Source organism: Sinomicrobium weinanense, from assembly GCF_018863395.1.
Lineage (GTDB): Bacteria > Bacteroidota > Bacteroidia > Flavobacteriales > Flavobacteriaceae > Sinomicrobium > Sinomicrobium weinanense.
In genome coordinates this window covers 80859-103855 of the sequence record NZ_JAHKRR010000011.1, presented here as the reverse complement: position 1 = coordinate 103855, position 22997 = coordinate 80859, and the positions used below count along the sequence as shown (strand labels likewise).

Sequence of the window (22997 nt, the reverse complement as noted above, 5' to 3'; positions counted from 1 at the left end):
CTATAAAAATACGGTCATGAAAAAATTATATATCACTGTTTTCGGTATCGCCCTTTTGACATCCTGCGGAGGCGGAGGCGGCAAAAAGTCAGTAGAGAACATTATAGAAAGCGGCTCCCTGGAAGCAATGAAAACCAAAAGAGGGGAACTGGTTATGCAACGGGACGAACTTTCGGGCAAGTTGACACAACTGGACGAAGCCATAGCAAAACTCGACACCCTGCACAAGCTGGCCCTGGTTTCCGCGACAGAGGCCAAGGACACGCTTTTCAATCACTATATCGAATTGCAGGGTAATGTCAGCACAAAGCAAAACATCCTCATCAATGCCGAATATAACGGTATACTTACCCAGGTTTACGTAAAAGAAGGACAGGCCGTAAGAAAAGGGCAGTTACTGGCCAAAATAGACGACGGAGGCCTTTCGCAGCAACTGGCCCAACTGGAGATCCAGGCCAACCTGGCCAAGACCACCTATGAACGTCAAAAGCGCTTATGGGACCAGAATATCGGTTCTGAAATGCAATTCCTGGACGCCAGGACATCTTATGAATCCCAGGAAAAAGCTATTGCCCAGTTAAAAGACCAGATTGCAAAAACCACGGTCACCGCACCTTTTTCCGGAACCATAGACGACGTTATTACCGACCAGGGTACTGCGGTGACCCCTGGAAATCCGCTGATGCGTATTGTAAGCCTCAATAATATGTATATAGAAGCCGAAGTACCCGAGAAATACCTGGCAAGTATTAAAAAAGGAACAGACGTAGAGATAGATTTTCCGGTGCTGGGAAAAACCGTAGATGCCAAAGTAAGGCAGGTGGGCAATTATATAAATCCGAACAACCGCTCTTTTAAAATCGAAGTTGACGTTCCCAATGATTCCGGAAATATAAAGCCCAACCTCACCGCCAAGCTCAGGGTAAACGATTATACCAGCGAACATGCCATACTCATTCCGCAAAGCATTATTTCCGAAAATGCCAACGGGGAACAATATGTCTATATTGCCGAAAAAAACGGTAAAAAAGACCAGGCCATAGCCAAAAGGGTAATCATACAAACCGGTAAACCCCAGGGAGATATCATGGAGGTTCTGGAAGGTATATCGGCCGGAGACCATCTCATCAACGAAGGGGCCAGAAGTGTGGAAGAAGGACAGGTGGTAAAGATCATAAAGTAAAGCACAACACCGGAGCATAAACCTCACTTCGTGAGTACAAATATCCAAACAGTAATCCTGCCTGTACATACAGGTATAAATTTCTAAACCAAATGGATAATAAAAAAATAGACAAAGAATTTGCTCCCTCCTCATGGGCGATCAACAACAGGACCATTATATATGTTGTTATTGCCATTCTATTCTTCATGGGGCTTTCGGCATATTACACCATGCCCAGGGAGAGTTTTCCGGAGATCAAGGAGACCAAGATATACATCAGTTCCGTGTATCCCGGAAATACCGCGGAAGATATAGAAAAACTGATCACCGACCCTCTGGAAAAAGAACTCAGGAATGTAAGTAATGTAGTGGAGGTCACTTCTACATCACAGGAAGACTACTCCATAATTACGGTAGAATTTGACGAGGATATCACCGTAGATGCCGCCAAACAGAAAGTAAAAGATGAAGTAGATTCAGAAAAAGCCAATGAAGACTGGCCTACCTTTAACGGTGCAAAAGTAGAACCAAACGTCTTTGACCTGAACTTCTCGGAAGAGGTCCCCATACTGAACGTAAACATAAAAGGAGATTACCGGGTAGAAAAATTAAAAGACTTTGCCGAGTACCTGGAAGATGAAATAGAAACACTTCCCGAGATCAAGCAGGTCGATATCCGGGGAGCACAGGACAAGGAAGTAGAAGTAGCTGTTGACATATACAAGATGACAGCAGCAAAAGTGAGCTTTGACGATGTTATAAATGCCATTAACGGCGGAAATGCCACCATATCCGGAGGAAACCTCATAGCCAGCGGACAACGCAGAACAATACGGGTACTCGGGGAAATAGAAGACCCCCGGGAATTACTGAATTTCGTGGTAAAATCCGAAGACGGAGCAATCTATTTAAAAGATATCGCCGAAGTCTCTTTCAAGGAAGAGGATAAAACCACCTATGCCAGGGAATTCGGGGAAAACGTGGTGATGCTCGACGTCAAAAAACGCGCAGGAAAAAATCTGATCGACGCCACCAAAGGCCTTTATAAAATCGTGGAAGATACCCAGGAAAATTACCTACCGAAAAATGTGACCCTGTCCATTACCAACGACCAGTCTACCCAAACCCTTAACCAGGTGGACGACCTGGTGAACAATATTATTTTCGGGGTAATCCTGGTGGTCGGTGTTTTGATGTTCTTTCTCGGTTTCAGGAATGCATTGTTTGTAGGTTTTGCCATTCCCATGTCCATGCTCATCTCCTTTTTAATAGCACAAACCGTAGGCTTTACCATGAACACCATGGTGCTCTTTGCCCTCGTTATGGGACTGGGGATGCTGGTAGACAACGGAATTGTACTGGTAGAGAACGTATACCGCCTCATGGAAGAAGAGGGCTTGAACAGAATAGAAGCAGCCAAAAAAGGTATCGGTGAGATCGCCCTCCCGATTATCGTCTCTACGGCAACCACCGTAGCGGCTTTTATCCCGCTGGGGATGTGGCCGGGGGTCATGGGTGAATTTATGATCTATTTCCCCATGACACTGTCTATCGTACTTGGTTCTTCCCTGTTCGTGGCCATCTTTATGAACTCCATGCTGGTTTCCAATTTTATGGAGATCAAAAACCGGGTACTTTCCAGGAAAGAGCTCATTCGCCTGTCCATTGTACTGGGTGGTCTGGGAATACTGTTGATCTTTGTAAAAGGCCCAATGAGAGGTATAGGCACCCTGATGATCGTCGCAGCCGCCATGTTCTGGATATACAAGTATTTTATCAAAAAACTGGCCAATCGTTTTCAACGGATATTTCTGACCTGGCTGGAAGATAAATACAAGACATTTTTATCTTTTGCCCTGAGAAGATGGCATCCGTATGCCTTTGTGGGTGGTACCATTCTTATGCTGTTCTTTTCCTTTGTCCTCGTAGGCATAGCGGGGCCCAAAGTGGAGTTTTTCCCGGACAACAAGCCCAACCAGATCATTGTATACATAGAGTATCCGCAGGGGACCGACATTGACAAGACCAATGCCATGACCAAAAAGATAGAACAGGACGTATACAGTGTGCTGAACGCTCCCAAGTTTATAGACAACGGGTACAATTACATGGTAGAATCTGCAGTGTCCCAGGTCGGCGAAGGGGCCGGGAACCCGGAAACCGACGGAGGTTCTTCGGCAGAAATGCCACACAAGGGGAAGATCACTGTGACCCTGAGAGAATTTAAATACCGCCGGGGACAGGACAGTGAAGAATTGCGGAAGGATGTCCAGGCGAAACTCGCAGGGAAATATCCCGGGGTCAGTATTTCTGTGGAAAAAGACGCCGTGGGCCCGCCTGCAGGATATCCTATCAATATTGAAATAAAAGGTGAAGATTATGCCGAGCTTGTCCATACGGCTGAACGTATGCGCGATTTTATCAATGAAAAAAGTATCAGTGGAATAGAAGAACTAAAGATCGATGTAAACCGTAACAAACCGACAATGGAAGTTACAGTCGACAGGGAAAAGGCAGGAGAACTCGGGGTTTCCGCCGGACAGGTAGGTACCCAGATGCGAAGGGCATTGTTTGGTGAAAAAGCCGGCGTTTACAAAAAAGCCGGGGAAGACTATGATATCAATGTGCGTTTCAACGAAGAGAACAGGTATAATACCAGCGCCCTATTCAACCAAAAAGTGACTTTCAGGGATGCAGCCTCAGGACAGTTGAAAGAAATTCCCATAGCTGCTGTGGTCACCCAGAGGAATACGGCTTCCTTTAGCGCCATCAAGCACAGGAATTTAAAACGGTTGGTAACAGTTTACTCGGCAGTACTGCCGGGATATAATGCCAATGAGATCGTAACCCAGTTAAAATCGGAACTGAAAAATTTTAAGATCACTGACAGGGATACCTCTTTCGTATTTACCGGGGAGATGGAAGAACAGGAAAAGAACATGACATTCCTCATGGGAGCACTGTTCTCCGGGCTCGGGCTCATTATGCTATTGCTTATATTCCAGTTCGGTTCCATCTCCAAACCGACCATTATTATGCTGGCCATTTTCCTGAGCTTTATCGGAGTATTGTTCGGCCTGGTGATCTTTAACATGACCTTTGTAATCATCATGACCATGATGGGTATCATTTCCCTGGCGGGGATCGTGGTAAACAATGGGGTTGTACTGCTGGATTATAACCAGATCCTCATTGACAGGAAAAAACACGAACTGAACTTGCCCGAAAACAGCATGCTTCAGAAAAAAGACCTGGTAGAAACTATCGTCAACGCCGGGAAAGCGCGTTTACGACCGGTAATACTAACTGCTATTACCACCGTATTAGGGCTTATCCCCCTGGCCATAGGGCTGAACATAGACTTCTTTTCCCTGTTTGCCAACTGGGACCCGAAAATATACCTGGGCGGGGATAACGTGATCTTCTGGGGGCCACTGGCATGGACCGTGATCTTCGGGCTGACCTTCGCTACCTTCCTCACCCTGATCATTGTTCCGGTAACCTTTTACCTCGTTAGCCTGCTGAAAATGCGATTGCTTGGTAAAAACAAGAACAAGGATCAAAAAGGAGACAACGATATTGCAGAGAGCGATCCGGATCCTGTACTATCGTAATCTAACATGAATAATGGATAAGAAAAAAGGCTCCCCTCTTCAGACGAAGAGGGGTGTCCCGCAAGCGGGACGGGGAGTTTGACCAAGCCCAAATCATAGGTATATCCCCAACTTTTGTATTTTCCCCATGGCTTGGGTCTTCAAACCCTCCGATCCCGATTGAAATCGGGACCACCTCCCTTTGTCTCAAGGGAGGAGCCTGTTAGAAATCTCAAATAAAGAGCAACAAAAAACCGGGACTCTGAGTGAATCCCGGTTTTTTTATTTCTTTGCTCTGGAATTACTTATTCACCACAATAGACCTGCCGTTACTCCATTTCGTAACACTTGCTATTCTACTGTTTTCAAAGTTGACTTCACTTAAGCCTTCCTGGTTCCAGAAAAACCACTTCCCTACTTTTTTTCCTTCTTCATATTTTCCGGAAGCGATCTTTTTTCCCTCAACATCATAGCCTTTCCATTCGCCATGCGGCTTTCCGTTTTTGTAGAAGCCGGTTTGCGCAATCTCCCCGTTATCGTGGAAATACGTGGCTTTTACAAGGTCTCCGTCCTTTTCCAGTACGGGTTTTACATTCGGCTCCTGGGCAAACAGGAATCCGGAGAACAAAAGCGCTGCTATTAATGTTATATTTCTCATATCAATGTTTTTTTATGTGGATTTTTTGCTTTTCTCTTATAACAAAGATAGCGAAAAATTTTACATTAAAAAAACATTTACATAACATTAAATTAACATTAAACCCAAAACAAACTCATTACCAGTAATTTACAAACAATAGATTCGCCAGAACAGTGGATAACAGTTCGATAATTCTCCGGGGGTAATTCCCTGGGTTACATACCTACATTATTCCACATTCTCGTTCAAAGGTATCGGAAACTGCTCCCACACATCATCTTCTGCCCGGTCTGTGGGCAATTCGCCCAGCCTGTTATACCTTCTCATATCAATCCAGCGATGTCCTTCTCCGTAAAGGGAATAGCGGCGTTGCATCAAAATTTCGTCGAGCAGTTCTGCGGCCCCCATACCTCCCGAATAATCGGGCAGGCCTGCTGCATTTCTAACTACATTAATAGCATTTATCGCTTCTGCCGGATTGGCTTCATAATTAGCCTCTGCATAGAGCAAAACCAGTTCTTCATTTCTGATTATGGGGATTGAAGAGACATTGGAAGTATATACAAAAAAGTCATAATCGCCTGTAAGGTTGTCGAGTGTTAAAGACTCCTCTCTTTCCGTTACTTTGGAAAGCCTTTCATCTCCTGCTTCCGCATCTTCCAGAAAAGTAGGATGGGCAATTCTCGCATTGGAAGCCGGTGAATTTTGTGCAAAGAACATGGGATTGAACACATCATTCCCATCTGCGGAAAACACGTAATAGGCTCCCGCCTGCAAGTCCCCGTTCACATCGAGAAAAGAATCCCCTAACAAGGCAGAAACAGCGGGCATGTCCCCCCTGTATGCGGCTACTCTTGCGGCTATTGCCTTATTAAATTTTATAAAATCAGCGGGAGACAAATGATCCCCGCCTTCTGGTATTAAGCCTTCAAAGCCAGTAGAAGGTACAAAAGCAAAATCATCTCCGGCTGCGTCCAATTCAGTAGCAGCCGATGCCAGAATTTCCTGGATCGTATTCAGGCTTTCTTCATAGCCCACAACAGGCCCGAGGTTATCCGGGTCGCTCGTTTCTATTCGAATACCGTTCTGGTAGGTCAGATTGAGATTGAGCAAAAGCTCATAGGCCCGAATGGTATTGGCAAATCCCCTTATGCCATTTTTTTCTTCCTCCGTAATATCCGATTTTGTAATATCCACGGCTTCAAGTACGATCAGGGCATTTTTAACCACTCTGTATCTCGCAGCCCACGGGTTTGTAATATAAAAAGTATTATTATCCAATACCGCGGTTCCTTTACCCAACAGATCGGAAGTAAAACGGGGATCTGATGTGGCAAATCGATAATATTCTCTCCCTATAACACCGCAATTATCCAGGTAACCGCCTATGTTATTACGCATTCCTGCCTGCATTCCTCCAACGAGGTCCTGTATATCTCCCAGGGTTGGATCTTCCAGAAGGTTATCCAGGTCAGGACTGTTCAAATTCGGGTATTCTTCCACATCGCAGCCCGTAAGGCTAACTGCGGCAAGGATCAGAACAAATAATTTATATATGGATTTCATGATCTCGGATTTTTAGGTTAAAAGTCAACAGACAGATTAAACATATAGCGCTTGGAAGACGGGAATGGGGTAACATCTACCCCGGCAGACAGACCATTTCCCCCGAAGTTAGACACTTCCGGGTCATAACTGTTATAATCGAAAAAGGTCAACAGGTTGGTGCCTGTAAAGCCCAGCCTGATATTAGCTATATAGCCGTCGAACCATCGCTCCACGAGTTCCCCGGGAAAGTTATAGTACAATCCTACCTCCCTCAACTTTAAATAAGAGGCATCTTCCACAAAAACATCGGCAGATGTCCCTACCTGACCGGCCCGGTATTCCCCGTTGGGCAATGTCCCCGTAGGGTCCAGTCCGAAATCGTCATAATCATGGCTGGTTTTGCTCAGGTCGGTAAGCAGGCTGGTGAGGTTAATATTGTCTCCTCCTTTTTTCCAGTGGAACAAAAAGGAAAGTTCCAGGTCTTTATACTGAAGGTTGTTATTGAAGGTCATCTGGAAATCCGGTTCTCCATCCCCGAATTTAACCAGGCCGTCCGGGCTGATCCCTACGATCTGGGTTGCGCTTTTGCCTTCTTCTATCCTGTAAGTTCCCAAGGAAGCACCAAATGCTCCCAGGTTGAATGCAGGTACATTGAGCTCCGTGATCTCGGACTTGTTCTTAAAAAAGGTTACATTGCTGTTCCACGTAAAATCTTCGCCGTCAAAAGGCAGGGCATTCAGGGTGATCTCCACCCCTGTATTTTTAAGGTTTCCGGCATTCTTCCATTCCGTCGTAAATCCGGAAGAAGGCTCCCTGTTGGTCTGTACCAGCAGGTCATCTACCTTTTTATTGTACCATGTAAATTCAAAGTTTAAGCGGTTGTCGAACAATCCGAGGTCCAGCCCCAGCTCCAGTTCTTTCTGTCTTTCGGGTTCTATATCCGGGTTTCCGAGCACCCCGTCGAGGAGTATCCCCACAACACTCTGGTCTGCAACCCCACGTATAAAGGTACTGTTAAAGGAAGTAAAAGGAGAACCGAACGCCGGAAAGTTCCCGGCCTCGCCATAAGCGGCCCTTAATTTAAACTGGTTTACTTTTCCCAGGTTCCAGAAGTCGAACTCATGCAGGTTGGCTGCGAGCGATGCCTTGGGGTAATAATACAATTTGTTGGCATCCCCGTTATTGGAAGATTTATCTCCCCGGAGTCCGATGGTCCCGATCAGTTTATCCTGAAAATTAACCTCTTCCTGAACAAAAAACCCGGAATCTTCCTGTTTTAGCCTGAATTGGTCTATCCGTTGTCCGCCCGCCTGGTCCACATTGGTTTCCGAAGCGATCATATTAAAAGCGGAGATCAGGTAGGAATTCCTGTCAAACACTTCCCGGGTGATCCCGGCCTGGGTTCTGAAATTAATATTGCTATCGGTATTAAAATTATGTACCAGGAATGCCGAATAGTTGATGTTCTTGTTTTCTGTCGATCCCTGTATGGATTGTCCGTTAAGCCCCCCGTTACTCCTTTTTTCAAATTGCAGCTCTTTCGGAAATATGGCCCTGGTATTGAGGTTATAACCATCCAGTCCCCCACGAAGTATCAACTGTAAATCGGATTTCAGGCTTTTATAAATATCTATGGTCGCGGATCCTCCGATAATAAAACGGTTAACCTTTTCATTATTGGTCATCAGGGCAATGGTCTGCAAGGGGTTAGAACCTCCATAGATGTTGTCGGGATAGTTCCCTTCGGCATCCGGTTGCAGTTTGGCCCAGGGAGGCAGTGAAGTAAGCGTTACCCCGATCGTTGACCCGGTATTATCGTTATTGAAAAAACCGCGATCGGCAGAAGAATATATATAATTTGAGTTCAGGCTTAATTTTATCCGGTCAGACACCCGGTGGTCCAGGTTAAGACGTAACGACACTCTTTCATAACCGGTGTTTTTTACGATCCCTTTTTCATTCTTATGGCTCATACCGGCATAGAACGTGGTCTTCTCTCCCCCTCCGCTGGCACTAAAACCAGTGCTGCTTATAAAACCTTTGTTGTCAAATATTTCCTTTTCGTAATCTACCAGCGTCCCGGCGTCGCGCGCTTCTGCATAAGCCACGTCAGCGCCCTCCCCGAATGCATCGAGCGCACGTTCTTCATTCCAGTCCCGTAACCCGAGCAAATTAATTACACTGTTAAAACCAAAGGATTGCGATAAGTTGAATTGGGTTTTTCCCTGCTTACCTCTTTTGGTGCTTATGATCACAACACCAGCAGCAGCCCTCGATCCATATATGGCGGCGGCAGAGGCTCCTTTTAATATTTCTATATTCTTAATGTCGTTCGGATCCAGATCGGCAATACGGTTGGACGGGTTATCCTGATTGGATGAAGATCCTTGTCCGGCAGCTCCTGAAACATCATTTAATCCGCCGGAAATAGAAGAATTATCTACATAAACACCGTCCACAATATACAAGGGTTGGGAATTTCCGAAAATAGAGGTCACCCCTCTCAGTTTAACGGACAATCCTCCGCCGGGGGCACCGGAGTTGGCACTGACCAGAGCACCGGTAAACTTACCTGCAAGAGCACCGTCCAGGGTTTGGGGCTGTGCCACACCTACAAGTTCTTCGGCAGAAATGGAAGAGACCGCATTTGCCGAGTTACTCCTCTTAATGGTGGTTGCCAATCCTGTTACCACCACTTCTTCCAGACCGGTGACATCCTGTTCCATCACAACATTCACAGCACCTCCGCCGGAAATACTCTGCTCTATGGTCTTATACCCTAAACTGGAAAAAACCAGGGTAGCAGGAAATTCACTGACACTGATCTGAAAGTTCCCGTCAAAATCAGTTACCGTTCCGGTAGTTGTTCCTTTGATCACCACGTTTACACCGGGCAGGGGCAGGTCGGTGCTGGCTTCTTTTACTGTTCCGTTTACTTCTTCCTGGGCCATGACTCCAATTGGGGCGGATAACATGAACCAGAGGAAAAATAATTTCCTTAATGTTGGTTTCATAATATGTTTTTTAAAGTTTTGTCATAACCAAATTAGGAAAAATTTAACACCAAAATATCAAATAGATAAATTTTATGATAATTAATTAAATTAATCGTATTTAAGACATCTATTCTTAGTTCTTCAAAAATCACAGGGTCCTGCCTGCCCGAAACCATATATCTTCTTACATTTGCATCCCGGATTCCGGATATCGGGAAAACCGACAGTAAAATTGTCATGAAGTGATGTTTCACCCGTTTGTCCGGAAACAGCATACAGAGCTATTAATTAACTAACAGACAATGTACAGAAGTCATACTTGCGGAGAACTGAGGATTTCTCATGTAAACAGTGAAGTGACCCTGGCCGGCTGGGTACAAAAGACACGCGACAAGGGATTTATGATATGGATCGACCTGCGCGACCGTTACGGCATTACCCAGCTTATCTTTGACGAGGAAAGAACGCCGAAAGACGTTTTTGAAAAAGCAAAGACCCTCGGCAGGGAATTTGTGATCCAGGTGAGCGGAACGGTGATCGAAAGAGAATCCAGGAACAAAAATATCCCTACCGGCGATATCGAAATACTGGTTAGCGGCCTCAAGGTGCTGAACTCAGCTGCACTTCCCCCGTTTACCATAGAAGACAATACCGATGGCGGCGAGGATATCCGGATGAAATACCGTTACCTGGACATCCGGAGAAATCCGGTGAAGGACAAGCTCATTTTCCGTCACCAGGTGGCCATGCAGGTGAGGAATTACCTTTCGCAACAGGGCTTTATCGAGGTGGAAACTCCTTACCTGATCAAATCCACCCCCGAAGGTGCCCGCGACTTTGTGGTCCCGTCCCGTATGAACGAAGGGCAGTTCTACGCCCTTCCGCAATCGCCGCAAACGTTTAAGCAATTGCTTATGGTAGGTGGTATGGACCGGTATTTCCAGATCGTCAAATGTTTCCGGGACGAAGACCTCAGGACCGACAGGCAGCCCGAATTTACCCAGATCGACTGTGAAATGACCTTTGTGGAACAGGAAGACATCCTGCAGGTCTTTGAAAACCTGACCAAACACCTGCTCAAGGAGATCAAGGGCGTGGATACTGACCGTTTTCCCAGAATATCCTATGCCGAGGCCATGCAAAAGTATGGTAATGATAAACCAGATATCCGCTTCGGTATGGAATTTGGCGAACTTAACGACCTGGCCAAAGGAAAAGGCTTTAATGTCTTTGATGCCCAGGAACTGATTGTCGGTATCGCCGTTCCCGGTGCTGCCGAATACACCCGTAAACAGATCGATGCCCTTATCGACTGGGTTAAACGCCCGCAGATCGGGGCCAACGGACTGGTCTGGGCCAAGTACAATGCAGACGGGTCCTTTAAATCGTCCGTAGGCAAATTCTATTCAGAGGAAGATCTGGCACAATGGGCGGAAGCCACCGGAGCCAAACCGGGCGACCTTATCCTCGTGATGGCCGGGGACACCGGCAAGACCAGGACACAGTTGAGCGCACTTCGTATGGAAATGGCCGAACGACTTGGCCTGAGAAAAGCCGATGAATTTGCCCCGCTTTGGGTCGTGGATTTCCCCCTGCTCGAATGGGACGAGGAAACCGAACGCTACCACGCCATGCACCACCCGTTCACTTCGCCCAAACCGGAAGATATTGCCCTGCTCGATACTGAGCCCGGTAAAGTGAGGGCCAATGCCTATGACCTGGTGCTCAACGGAAACGAAATAGGCGGTGGTTCTGTCCGTATCCATGATTCCGGCTTACAAAGCAGGATGTTTGAATTGCTCGGCTTTACCCGGGAACAGGCCGAAGCCCAGTTTGGCTTCCTGATGAATGCTTTCCGGTACGGCGCGCCTCCCCATGCAGGCATAGCCTTCGGATTTGACCGCCTGGTAGCCATTCTCGGCGGACAGGAGATCATTCGCGATTTCATCGCTTTCCCGAAAAACAATGCCGGCCGCGATGTGATGATCAACGCTCCTGCTCCCATAGACAAAGAGCAACTGGAAGAGCTGAAGTTAGAAGTACGAAGTTAGAGGTATGAAGTTAGAAGGCTGGTAATCGGTAAACTACCCCGGGAATTCATCGTCATGTATTTGAAGTTTAATATTTTATATTATATTTGCACTTATTTAGAATAAATTTAAAGTAGTAAATGCAGCGATATACGGGAGATGCAGCCGGGACGCACTTGAGCAATACACATTGTGCCTTACTATGCGACATGATGTGCAAAAAGAAAAAGAAGTGTTGCAAAAAATATAAAAAGAAGGGCAAGACACATTGCAAAAAATGCCCTAAGTTATAGTCCTAAAAGCAAATCCCGTTCGGAGTCATATCCAACGGGATTTTTCATTGGTTTTAAAAAACATAAAAAACTTGGGATAACCATATTAATGTTTTTAATTTTGCGCTTTATTATACCACTATTGAACTCAATGATCAGAAAATGAGCAGAATATTAATCCAGAAGTTCTATCTTGGTGAAAAAAGGTAATATGCCAAAACAGGAAAGATCATTACTCACCAGGTTTCTAATATGGCGTGCCAAGCATATTTCCCAGCGCCAGTTTATATTTATACTCAGTGTACTCGTGGGTTTTACTTCAGGTATGGGCGCTGTGATCCTGAAAAACTTTACCCACTTTATCCAGCACCTCCTGGAAGGTAATCTGGTGCAATACTATCATCAGGCCTTTTATTTTATTTTTCCGATCATCGGCCTTACGATCACTTACCTCATTATGAAATATGTGATCCGGCACCGGGTAAGCCACGGCATCCCTTCCACACTCTACGCCATTTCCAAAAGAAAGGGGATCATCCGGCAGTTTCAGATGGTGGGGTCTATTTTCACTGCTCCCATCACTGTCGGTTTCGGAGGGTCTGTCGGACTGGAGGGCCCTACGGTAGCTACGGGGGCTGCCATAAGTTCCAATATTGCGAGGCTGTTTCACATGAACCAGGCCAACCGTACACTGCTCATCGGGTGTGCGGCGGCAGGAGCCCTGTCGTCTATTTTCAAAGCACCTATTGCCGCTATTATTTTTGCCATCGAGGTATTTAGCCTGGACCTTACCCTGGCTTCCATGCTTCCGCTTCTGCTGGCTTCCATATCGGCCATTATCACCTCTTATTTTTTCTTCGGGTCGGACAGCCTGCTGCCCTTCCAGATCGTAGACAGCTTTTCTATTAACGACGTTCCTTTCTTTATTATCCTCGGAGCCGTATCGGGATTGGTCTCTATCTATTTTGCCACGGTCTACCACCGTACACACCGCTTTTTTGACAACATTAAATCTCCCATACACCGGTTATTGATCGGTGGCCTGGGCATCGGGGTACTGCTGTTTTTTATCCCGCCATTATACGGTGAGGGTTTTGATGTGATCAACAACCTTATCAAGGGCAATCCTGAAAAAGCCCTGGTCAACAATTTTTTCAACCTGGATGTAGACAATGTCTGGATAGTCATTCTTCTCCTTGCCGGACTGGTGTTCTTTAAGGTCATTGCCAGCTGTCTTACCTTTGGAGCCGGAGGTGTGGGAGGTATCTTTGCCCCTACCCTTTTTATGGGCAGTATTATGGGGAACTGCCTGGCCAAGATCATCAATGTGCTCGGACTGGGCAACACAGCGGTTTCTGAAAGTAATTTTACCCTTGTAGGTATGGCAGGCCTTATGGCCGGGGTGCTTCACGCCCCGCTCACGGCGATCTTCCTCATTGCGGAACTCACCGGGGGATATGAACTCTTTATCCCGCTGATGGTCACAGCAGCCATCTCCTTTGCCATTACCAAGTATTTTATATCACATTCCGTTTATACTATGGAACTGGCCAGGAAAGGCCAACTCATCACCCATAATAAAGACCAGGCTATCCTGACCCTCATGGACATGAACAGGGTTATTGAGAAGAATTTTATCCCTGTGTATCCCGACATGACCCTCGGTGACATTGTGCACAATGCCGTGGTGAAGTCGAGCCGGAACATTTTCCCGGTGCTGAATAAAAAGGACAATTCCCTCGCCGGAGTGATCTTACTCGATGATATCCGGCCCATTATGTTCGACCAGTCGTTATATAAAGAGATCTCCGCTTCTGACGTTATGCACGATCCTCCCGCATTGATCGACCTGGAAAAAGACCAGATGACCAAGGTTATGCAGAAATTCCAGGACAGCGGGGCATGGAATCTTCCCGTTGTTCAAAACAACGCATATGTAGGTTTTATATCCAAGTCCAAACTCCTCACGGCATACCGCCGCAAGCTGATATCCTTTACTGCCCGGTGAGGTACAAGGTTCAAAGTTCAAGGTTTGGTCCCTGAGCAGAGCTGAAGGGAAGGTTCAAGGTTTAAAGTTCAAAGTTTAAGGTTTTGAGTTGATTAGTCCGGGTGTTGAGATTATTTATCAGGTCCAAACTTCTCATGGCATACCGCTGCAAGCTGATATCCTTTACTTTTTCTTTCGTTTCTTCGAAGATCTTGCCCTGTCGTTAAAATCAAGGCAAAGGTTTATCCAGAACTCAAAATCCTTTTTGTGCTCAAATCCAATGGGTTCGACATAGCAATACCCCTTATATTCTTTTCCTTTCATGATCATCGGTAAAAAACCTGTTTTCCCGGCTATGTCCTGCGTAATACCGGGATCAAAACGGCACATTAAATTGTCGTCACTTACGTTGACACACATTTTGCCGTTGATCATAAATGCCAGGCCTCCGAACATTTTCTTTTCCTCGACCTCCATTTCCGGGAACCGGGCTAAATACTCCCTTACATTGTCTGCAAGTTGTTTGTTATAAGCCATAATAAGTAGTTTTATAAATTGTTGACAATTACATTCTCCCGGTTTGTCTTCTTAGTAAATTCTCTATAATAAATTTCAGGTATTCCTAATACTTGCATTAAGGCCATATTAAATTGTAACTTTGCTATCATGAAAATCCTTATCCGCATATTGTTTTTTGCCATTCTTGCAGCCCTTGGCACCGGTTATTATTTTATATGGGCCGAACAGCCGCAAACGGGTCATCTCATCATTGGGGCTACCGTTGTTGTTATGGCATTTGTGCTTATGCCGCTGTTTTTAATACATCGTTATAAGGGTAAGAATTTACGCAACTTTACGCTGTTTAAAGAGCAAAAAGAAGATAAAAATGCCGAAAATCAATAATTTTTTTGAGAAAAAACAATTATTTAACCTTTCGTGTTTATATAAATCCTACATTTGTTACTCAAATTTTATTTCTTATTTATAATGACAGGAACAGTTAAATTTTTTAATGAATCAAAGGGTTACGGATTCATTACCAACGACGAAACAGGCAAAGACATCTTCGTACACGTAACCGAATTAAGAGGTGTTGAGCTGAAAGACGGCGACAAAGTAGAATATGTTGAACAAGAAGGAAGAAAAGGCATGGTTGCTGCCGAAGTGCAGGTAATCGGATAATATATATTTTATTTTGATTGACTTTAGGGCGTTTACTCCGGGAGTAGACGCCTTTTTTTTCTCCCCCCTACCTGTCTTTATTCCAAGATCCTAAAATAACATAATTTCCCCAGGTATCAAATTCGTAATATTATTTAAAATATACTTATATTACCAGTATATATCAATACAGTATTACCGGTGAATATGAATTGCATTTCATTACCCCCTCAATACTACCCCTCCTGAAATATTCACCTTAAACCGAGGTCTACTTTATATTTTTTTAATACCAGGCAATACCTTTGCGCGCATTTTTCTTTCTGGGTGGCAAAGTGTTTTGACAGAAAAGGAGCGGGAGTCTATGAATACAGAAAACACACTACACAATTACAAACAGGTACAGGAAGTATTACAGGTGGCCCCTGTAGGTGCGGTTCAATGCGATATGAACGGGGATTGCTTTTTCGTAAACAAGGCCTGGGAAAAAATATCCGGCCTCAGCTTTGAGGAATCCCTGGGCAAAAAATGGCTGAGAATTGTCCTGGAAGAAGATATCCCGGCCATAAGCCAGGTAATACAACAGGCTGTTAACGAAGTAAAAGAAGTGACCTTTTTTTACCGGATACGGCATCCCAAAGGAGGCATCCGCTACTTAAAGACCACCGCCAAACCTGTTTTTGACGATACCGGAAAAGGACAATATTTTACCGGGTATATCCAGGATGTCACCGAAAAAACGCTCTCTACCGCACAGATCAGGAGTCAGAACAGGCTGTTCGGTATTCTGAAAGATATACAGGATCGTTTTTACCTCAGTGAAAGCCCTTATGAACTGTTTAACACCCTCCTCCAGAATATCATAGAGATCACAGAAAGCGAATTCGGATTTATAGGAGAAATACTCCCGGACAAACAAACCGGGCAACCTTACCTGAAAACCCTGGCCATATCCAATATTGCGTGGGATGAAAAAAGCAGAAAAATATATGAGGACACGAAAACAGACGGTGTGGTCTTTACCAATCTCAATACGCTTTTCGGACAGGTTATGCAGACCGGAGAAACCTATATTTCCAATACCCCTGCTACCGATAAAAAAAGAGGGGGCACCCCGAAGGGCCATCCAAAACTGCGGTCGTTCATAGGGCTCCCGGCCAAAACCAATAGTGAACTTGTAGGCATGATCGGCATTGCCAACCGCAAAAACGGGTATGATACCTCCTTTGCCGAGTTCCTGAGCCCCCTGCTGTCTACTTTTGCCAGCCTGGTGGCATTTCACCGGCTCACCGGGGCCAAGCAACTGGCAGATACCCGCAAAGAAGAACTCAATAACCACCTGCAATCGCTCATCACTTCTTTAGAAGACATTGTCCTGGAGATAGACGGCAATATGGTATTCCGCAACGTCTGGGTCAAGGACGAAAAAATGCTCTTTATGCCCCGGGAAAAATTTCTTGGAAAGCCCCTGCCCGAAGTCTTCGGTTCGCAAGCCCCCTTTTTTGTAAAACACATCGGGAAAGTCATTAAAACAGGAAAGCCCTCGGCATTTGAATACAAACATATAAACCCGGCCATAGATAAATGGTATAAAGCCAAGGTAACCCCGGTAAACAAGGCCAAACAGCCCGGGGCATACAAAATGGCCATCATTATACAGGATATCACGCAACGAACCAAGTATATCGAAGCCCTGAAAACCGAAAAGGAAAAGCTCGAACGCACCAACCTGCTGTTCGATTTCAGCCAGGAACTGAGCAAAATAGGCGGCTGGGAGATCAATATCAAAACCGGGAAAATGTTCTGGACCAAGCAAACCCATATTATCCTGGAAATTTCCCCGGAAGAACTGGAAAAAATCTCCCACAAACAACTCCTTGACCTCTTTGAAAAAAGAGGGGCAGGCCTCCTTAAAAAGAAGAGCCGTGAGGCTGTGGCCAAAAAAAATCCTTACGATGTTGTTAGCCCGATAAGTACTCCGGAAGGACATACCAAATGGATACGGTCTATCGGTATTCCCATTGTCCGCAACAACAAGGTAGTTACCTTGAGGGGCGCCATACTGGACATTACCCAGCAAAAGGAAACAGAACTGGCCCTGCAACAGACCAAGGAAAAACTGGAAAGGAGCAACCTGCTCCTGGATGCCAGTCAGGAACTGAGCAAAACGGGAGGCTGGGAAAACAATATCAAAACCGGGGAAATTTTCTGGACCAAACAACATTACAACATTATGGGCTTCTCTCCCGAAGCGATAAAGCAGATGTCGTACAAAGACCTCTTTGACTCCGTATTGAAAGAAGACCGGCATATCATAGAAGGTGCTTTTAAAAATTCGATCCGGAAAAAGACCACTTACGATGCTACTTTCCGTATCGTCACTCCTTCGGGGGAAGAAAAGTGGGTCCGTTCTATTGGGTTTCCCGTACTCAAAGACGGGCAGACCTATATGCTCCGGGGTTCTATCATGGACATTACTCAGAAGAAAGAGGACGAAATGGCCCTCATACAGGCCAGGGACGCCGCAGAAAACGCCGCCAGGGCCAAGACCGATTTTCTTTCCGTGATGAGCCATGAGATACGAACACCACTCAACGGCATTATAGGCATTACCAACCTGTTAAAGCTCAACCACACCCCCGGGCAGAAAGAATATATAGACAACCTCATGTTCTCCGCAGACCACCTTTTGCAGCTTATCAATGACATTCTCGACCTCAACAAGATCGAAAGCGATAAACTGGAGCTGGTATATACCGAAGTGGACCTGCCGGAGCTTATTCTTCACATCAGGAACCAGTTCAAGTCCCTCGCAGATGCCAAGGACCTTACACTCAGGTGCCATATCGATAAGAACATCCCTCAAAAGATCATCGGGGATACCGTGAGACTGAGCCAGATCCTGAACAACCTGGTGAGCAATGCCATAAAATTTACCGAAAAAGGAGGAGTCACCATCTCCCTGAAGCAATTGTCGGCAACACCTATGCAGTCTGTCATTCATTTTTCGGTTAAGGATACCGGACTGGGCATTCCCCAAAAACTGCAACAGGCCATCTTCGAAAGTTTTAAACAAATACAACAGGCGGCATACCGCAAACACTCGGGAACAGGATTGGGACTTACCATCACCAAGAAGCTGATAGAACTGCACGACAGCCAGATCCACGTAAAGAGCAGACCCGGCAAAGGCACAGAATTCTATTTTGACCTTACCCTGAATCTCCCCACAGACAAAAACCGCAAAAAACTATCTTCTAAAACACTGTCTGCCTATGAGAACAAACTCTCCGGCATACACCTGCTGTTTGTCGAAGACAACCATGTAAACGCCCTGGTAGCCCGGAAACAACTGGAATACTTTGGCATAACCCCGGATTATGCCCGGAACGGGGACGAAGCCATAGAGCTCCTGCGCAAAAATTATTACCATATGGCGCTCATAGACCTGCATATGCCCAAAATGGACGGTTACGGCCTCTCGGAGATCATACACCGGGAATATCCGGACATAAATATCGTGATCTTCACGGCAGATATTATGACCGATGTACGGCAACGCCTGGCCCGGATGGGAATCTATGATATTCTGAACAAACCCTTTGTTCCGGCAGAAATGTTATCGGTATTGTTAAAAGTAGCCCATGAAAAGAATATCCTGCTCAATGAAGGGATCGAAGGATGATGTGTGGTTTATGATGTTTTTCAGGCTTTGTGTAACCTCCACCTAAAGAACAAAAGCAATCATCACTGCGAGAATTAACGTTTAGGCAACCGCATAAATTGATAATGACGCTCGCTGTCACCCCGAGCCTTCGGCACTTCGACTTTAGTTTATCCTGAGTTTATCGAAGGGCTCAGTGCGGGCAAGCTCAGGATAAACTAAAGTCGAGGGGTTTCGGGCCAGGAGTAATTTCAATCCCGTTTTTGTTTAAAAAATCTTTTTAACAGGGCGGAGGCTTCGGCTTCCATAACGCCTTCTTTTAATTCTGTTTTGGGATGGATGGATGTTCCCATGGTGCGAAAGCCGCGGTGCGGGTCGGGAGCGGCAAAGACCACGCGCGATATCTGGCTCCAGTACAGGGCCCCGGCACACATCTGGCAGGGTTCGAGGGTTACATATAGCGTACAGCCTTTCAGGTATTTCCCGCCCAGGAAATTAGCCGCAGAAGTGATGGCCTGCATCTCGGCATGGGCAGTGACATCGGTCAGGGTTTCCGTAAGGTTATGGGCCTTGGCTATGATACGGTTGTCAATAACGATCACCGCGCCTACGGGCACTTCTCCTCTTTCGTAAGCGGCTTCGGCTTCCTGAAGCGCTTTTTTCATAAAATAATCATCATCAAAAGTAGCTGTCATACCCGCAAAAATACAAACGCATCTCGTACTTTTGTGTCGTTATGTCAAAAAAACTGTTAGACCATATCACCTCTCCGGCCGACCTTCGCCGGCTCTCTGCGGAACAACTGCCGCAACTGGCCGGGGAACTGCGCGACTTTATCATCGATATCGTCTCTGTCAAAGAAGGCCACCTGGGAGCCAGCCTGGGGGTGGTAGAACTCACCATTGCACTGCATTATGTCTTTAACACACCCGAAGATCAACTGGTCTGGGATGTGGGCCATCAGGCTTACGGACACAAGATCCTGACAGGCCGGAAGGAGGTTTTCCATACCAACCGCCGGCTGGGTGGGCTCAGTGGCTTTCCCAAACGGAAGGAAAGCATTTACGATACCTTTGGCACGGGACATTCGTCCACTTCCATATCGGCAGCGCTGGGCATGGCCATGGCTTCCCGTTTAAAAGGGGAAACAGAAAAACAACACGTTGCCGTTATCGGCGATGCTTCCATAGCCAGCGGTATGGCCTTCGAAGGGCTCAACCACGCCGGGGTTACAGATGCCAACCTACTCATCGTACTCAACGACAATGCCATTGGTATAGACCCGAGCGTCGGTGCAGTAAAGGAATACCTCACCCAGGTAAAGACCAACCGCAAACTGGCCCGGAACAACATTATCAAAGCACTGAACTTTGATTATACCGGCCCCATAGACGGGCACGACCTCCCTGCCCTGCTCGGGGAACTCTCGCGCTTAAAGAAAATACAGGGGCCTAAATTCCTCCATATCATCACCACCAAGGGAAAAGGGCTGAAAAAGGCCGAAGAGGACCAGGTACGGTATCATGCCCCGGGGAAATTCAACAAAACTACGGGAGAAATCATCCCGAAGCCGGTTTCGGAAAAAGACCCGCCAAAATACCAGGATGTTTTTGGGCATACCATCGTGGAACTGGCCGAAAAAAACGAAAGAATCGTAGGCATTACCCCGGCCATGCCAACGGGAAGTTCCCTGAAATTTATGATGAAGGCCATCCCCGACCGGGCTTTTGATGTTGGTATTGCCGAACAGCACGCCGTAACACTGGCTGCCGGAATGGCCACACAGGGACTCATTTCCTTTTGTAACATATATTCTACTTTTTTACAGCGGGCCTATGACCAGGTGATCCACGATGTGGCCCTGCAAGACCTCCCGGTGATCTTCTGCCTGGACCGTGCAGGGATCGTAGGCCAGGACGGGGCTACACATCACGGGGTTTTTGACCTGGCCTACCTGAGATGCATCCCCAATATGATCGTCTATGCCCCGGCTGATGAAACAGACCTGAGAAACATAATGTATACGGCCCAGCTCGGGCTTTCCCACCCTATTGCTATCCGTTATCCCAGGGGAAAAGGAATAACGCCCCACTGGCGGCAGCCATTTACTAAAATGACCATCGGCAGGGGAAAAATGGTAAAACCCGGTTCGGATATTGCTATATTGAGCATTGGCAGCATCGCAAAAAACGTTACTCTTGCCATTGATAATCTCACTAATAACCAGAAAGTTAAAACCGCTCATTACGATATGCAATTCGTAAAACCGCTGGACGAATCCCTGCTGCATAAAATATTTGGGCAATACAGGGCGTTAATTACCCTGGAAGATGGGTGCGTCTCCGGGGGCTTCGGAAGTGCGGTTGTGGAATTTGCAGCCCGCAACGGATACAAAAAAGATATTTTAACCCTGGGAATACCAGACACATTTATAGAACAGGGCACCGTAAATGAGCTGCACGACGTAGCAGAAATAAGCCCTGAACGTATTGCAGCACGTATTTTGGAATTTTTATAGCGCGTACATTTTTATATATTAGCCCCACAATAAACATATAGGATTCAACATTCTAAGACCAAAACGCAACCCGTACAAACGATGTTGCAAAACATTTAAATGAATAATATTAACCAGCCTGGCGTTATGCTAACAATAAAAAGGCGTCCGGTTCCTGCTTTTATAACGGGCAGGTATACTCGGGGCAAGGTAAAAAATCCTGTTGGGGCGAGCATAGTCGAAACCCTTTATCGGTATACCTGCCTGTTTTTTGTAACCGGCACAGCACAGGGTAACCCTAAACCACATATAAAACGACCATTTATATCATGAGAAAGATCATCTCCTTCATTGCAGCTGTTTTTTGTATATATGGCCTGAAAGCACAGGAACTTTTAACCCCTATAAACACTTCGTCATACGGAACGCATTCGCTTCCGGTGTTTATCCCCAAGGATACTTCGCAATCCAGGCTTATCAGCCTGCAGAATATTGTTCCGCCACCGCCGACGCCCATTTCATACTGGGAAAAGAAGAACGAATTGGGCATTGTAATGAGCCAGGTGGCTTTTTCGAACTGGAATGCCGGGGGTAACAATGCCATTTCGGGGATCTCTTCGGGAAACTTCGTCAGGAAATACAAACGGGGCAATGTAAGCTGGAACAATGAACTGCTCTTTCGATACGGACTCAACGCACAGGAAGACCAGAAGCTGCGAAAGTCGGACGATGCGGTACAGTTAAACAGTACGTTCGGTTACCGTACGCACCCTAAATCGGACTGGTATTATTCGGCAAAATTCACCTTTCAGACACAGTTTACCAACGGTTATAAATACCCGGACCGGGACAATCCCATATCGAAGTTCATGGCACCTGGTTACCTCTTCTTCGGTTTGGGTACGGAATATTCACCTACGACAGAGAAATTCACAGCCTATTTTTCTCCCGCAACCATGAAGGCTACCTATGTACTGGACCAGGACCTGGCCAACCAGGGGGCTTTTGGTGTGGATAAAGCCTTATACGATGCTGAAGGCAACCTTATCAAAGAAGGGAAACAGACCCGTACCGAGGTGGGTATACTCGTCACCAGCTTATGGGAAAAAGACGTTTATAAAAACATGAGTTTCACCAACCGGGTATCGCTATACACCGATTACCTCAACGACTTTGGCAATGTGGATGTAGACTGGGAACTGAACTTTAACCTCGTGGTCAATGAATATGTAAAAGCCAATGTAGGGGCCCATATAAAGTATGATAATGATGTAAAGACCAGGGAAGTTCAGATCAGTGAAAACGAAACCATCGGCCTCGAGCCTAAATTACAGCTCAAACAGATTCTGGGCGTAGGGGTTAGTTATGTATTTTAGCCATGCTACAAGTCCGGAAACCCGGGGTAACGGCAAGTCTTGGAAGAAGGATGCTATAAGTCCGGAGA

At 46.1% G+C, this 22997-nt stretch carries 14 protein-coding genes; 9 read left to right on the top strand and 5 right to left on the bottom strand.

Going from position 1 to position 22997, the window contains the following annotated elements; translation table 11 throughout:
* The first annotated feature begins 16 nt into the window (after nucleotides 1-16).
* Nucleotides 17-1183 carry an efflux RND transporter periplasmic adaptor subunit gene (locus KN811_RS19880; protein WP_187964063.1) on the top strand — a complete coding sequence of 389 codons (1167 nt, stop codon included), beginning with the start codon at nucleotides 17-19 and terminating at the stop codon, nucleotides 1181-1183.
* Nucleotides 1184-1275: 92 nt separating this feature from the next.
* Nucleotides 1276-4779 (top strand): efflux RND transporter permease subunit, encoded by a 3504-nt coding sequence (locus KN811_RS19875; protein ID WP_187964062.1) that lies wholly within the window; start codon nucleotides 1276-1278, stop codon nucleotides 4777-4779.
* A 280-nt stretch (nucleotides 4780-5059) separates the two neighbouring features.
* On the opposite strand, the gene KN811_RS19870 is transcribed toward KN811_RS19875, so the two are convergent.
* The 3 genes from KN811_RS19870 to KN811_RS19860 all read right to left on the bottom strand — a co-directional run bounded on the left by KN811_RS19870 (nucleotide 5060) and on the right by KN811_RS19860 (nucleotide 9960).
* Nucleotides 5060-5416, bottom strand: a complete 357-nt coding sequence (locus KN811_RS19870) for a toxin-antitoxin system YwqK family antitoxin (RefSeq protein WP_187964061.1) — start codon at nucleotides 5414-5416, stop codon at nucleotides 5060-5062.
* A 210-nt stretch (nucleotides 5417-5626) separates the two neighbouring features.
* Nucleotides 5627-6964, bottom strand: a complete 1338-nt coding sequence (locus KN811_RS19865) for a RagB/SusD family nutrient uptake outer membrane protein (RefSeq protein ID WP_187964060.1) — start codon at nucleotides 6962-6964, stop codon at nucleotides 5627-5629.
* Between the two features lie 17 nt (nucleotides 6965-6981).
* Complete coding sequence (locus KN811_RS19860) at nucleotides 6982-9960, bottom strand: SusC/RagA family TonB-linked outer membrane protein (protein WP_187964059.1); 2979 nt, start codon at nucleotides 9958-9960, stop codon at nucleotides 6982-6984.
* Nucleotides 9961-10244: 284 nt separating this feature from the next.
* On the opposite strand from KN811_RS19860, the gene aspS reads away from it, so the two are divergent.
* Both aspS and KN811_RS19850 read left to right on the top strand, forming a co-directional pair.
* Nucleotides 10245-11993 (top strand): aspartate--tRNA ligase, encoded by a 1749-nt coding sequence (aspS, locus tag KN811_RS19855; protein WP_187964058.1) that lies wholly within the window; start codon nucleotides 10245-10247, stop codon nucleotides 11991-11993.
* Nucleotides 11994-12455: 462 nt separating this feature from the next.
* A complete protein-coding gene (locus KN811_RS19850; RefSeq protein WP_187964057.1) occupies nucleotides 12456-14252 on the top strand; it encodes a chloride channel protein in 1797 nt (598 codons plus the stop codon).
* A gap of 162 nt (nucleotides 14253-14414) precedes the next feature.
* Here the strand turns inward: KN811_RS19850 and KN811_RS19845 are convergent, their stop codons facing one another.
* The gene (locus KN811_RS19845; RefSeq protein ID WP_187964056.1) at nucleotides 14415-14768 is read right to left on the bottom strand and encodes a TfoX/Sxy family protein; all 354 of its coding nucleotides are present in this window, start codon (nucleotides 14766-14768) and stop codon (nucleotides 14415-14417) included.
* A 129-nt stretch (nucleotides 14769-14897) separates the two neighbouring features.
* On the opposite strand from KN811_RS19845, the gene KN811_RS19840 reads away from it, so the two are divergent.
* From KN811_RS19840 to KN811_RS19830, 3 genes are all read left to right on the top strand, one after another.
* Nucleotides 14898-15134 carry a hypothetical protein gene (locus KN811_RS19840; RefSeq protein ID WP_187964055.1) on the top strand — a complete coding sequence of 79 codons (237 nt, stop codon included), beginning with the start codon at nucleotides 14898-14900 and terminating at the stop codon, nucleotides 15132-15134.
* 84 nt (nucleotides 15135-15218) lie between these two features.
* Complete coding sequence (locus KN811_RS19835; RefSeq protein ID WP_187964054.1) at nucleotides 15219-15413, top strand: cold-shock protein; 195 nt, start codon at nucleotides 15219-15221, stop codon at nucleotides 15411-15413.
* A gap of 343 nt (nucleotides 15414-15756) precedes the next feature.
* Complete coding sequence (locus tag KN811_RS19830) at nucleotides 15757-19077, top strand: PAS domain-containing protein (RefSeq protein ID WP_187964053.1); 3321 nt, start codon at nucleotides 15757-15759, stop codon at nucleotides 19075-19077.
* A gap of 230 nt (nucleotides 19078-19307) precedes the next feature.
* On the opposite strand, the gene KN811_RS19825 is transcribed toward KN811_RS19830, so the two are convergent.
* Nucleotides 19308-19751: a nucleoside deaminase gene (locus KN811_RS19825; protein ID WP_187964052.1), complete on the bottom strand. Its 444-nt coding sequence runs from the start codon at nucleotides 19749-19751 to the stop codon at nucleotides 19308-19310.
* A 41-nt stretch (nucleotides 19752-19792) separates the two neighbouring features.
* Between KN811_RS19825 and KN811_RS19820 the strand changes: the two genes are divergently transcribed.
* Both KN811_RS19820 and KN811_RS19815 read left to right on the top strand, forming a co-directional pair.
* Nucleotides 19793-21574, top strand: a complete 1782-nt coding sequence (locus tag KN811_RS19820) for a 1-deoxy-D-xylulose-5-phosphate synthase (RefSeq protein ID WP_187964051.1) — start codon at nucleotides 19793-19795, stop codon at nucleotides 21572-21574.
* 308 nt (nucleotides 21575-21882) lie between these two features.
* On the top strand, nucleotides 21883-22929 hold the full coding sequence (locus KN811_RS19815; RefSeq protein ID WP_187964050.1) for a DUF3078 domain-containing protein: 1047 nt from the start codon (nucleotides 21883-21885) through the stop codon (nucleotides 22927-22929).
* The last annotated feature ends 68 nt before the right edge of the window (nucleotides 22930-22997 follow it).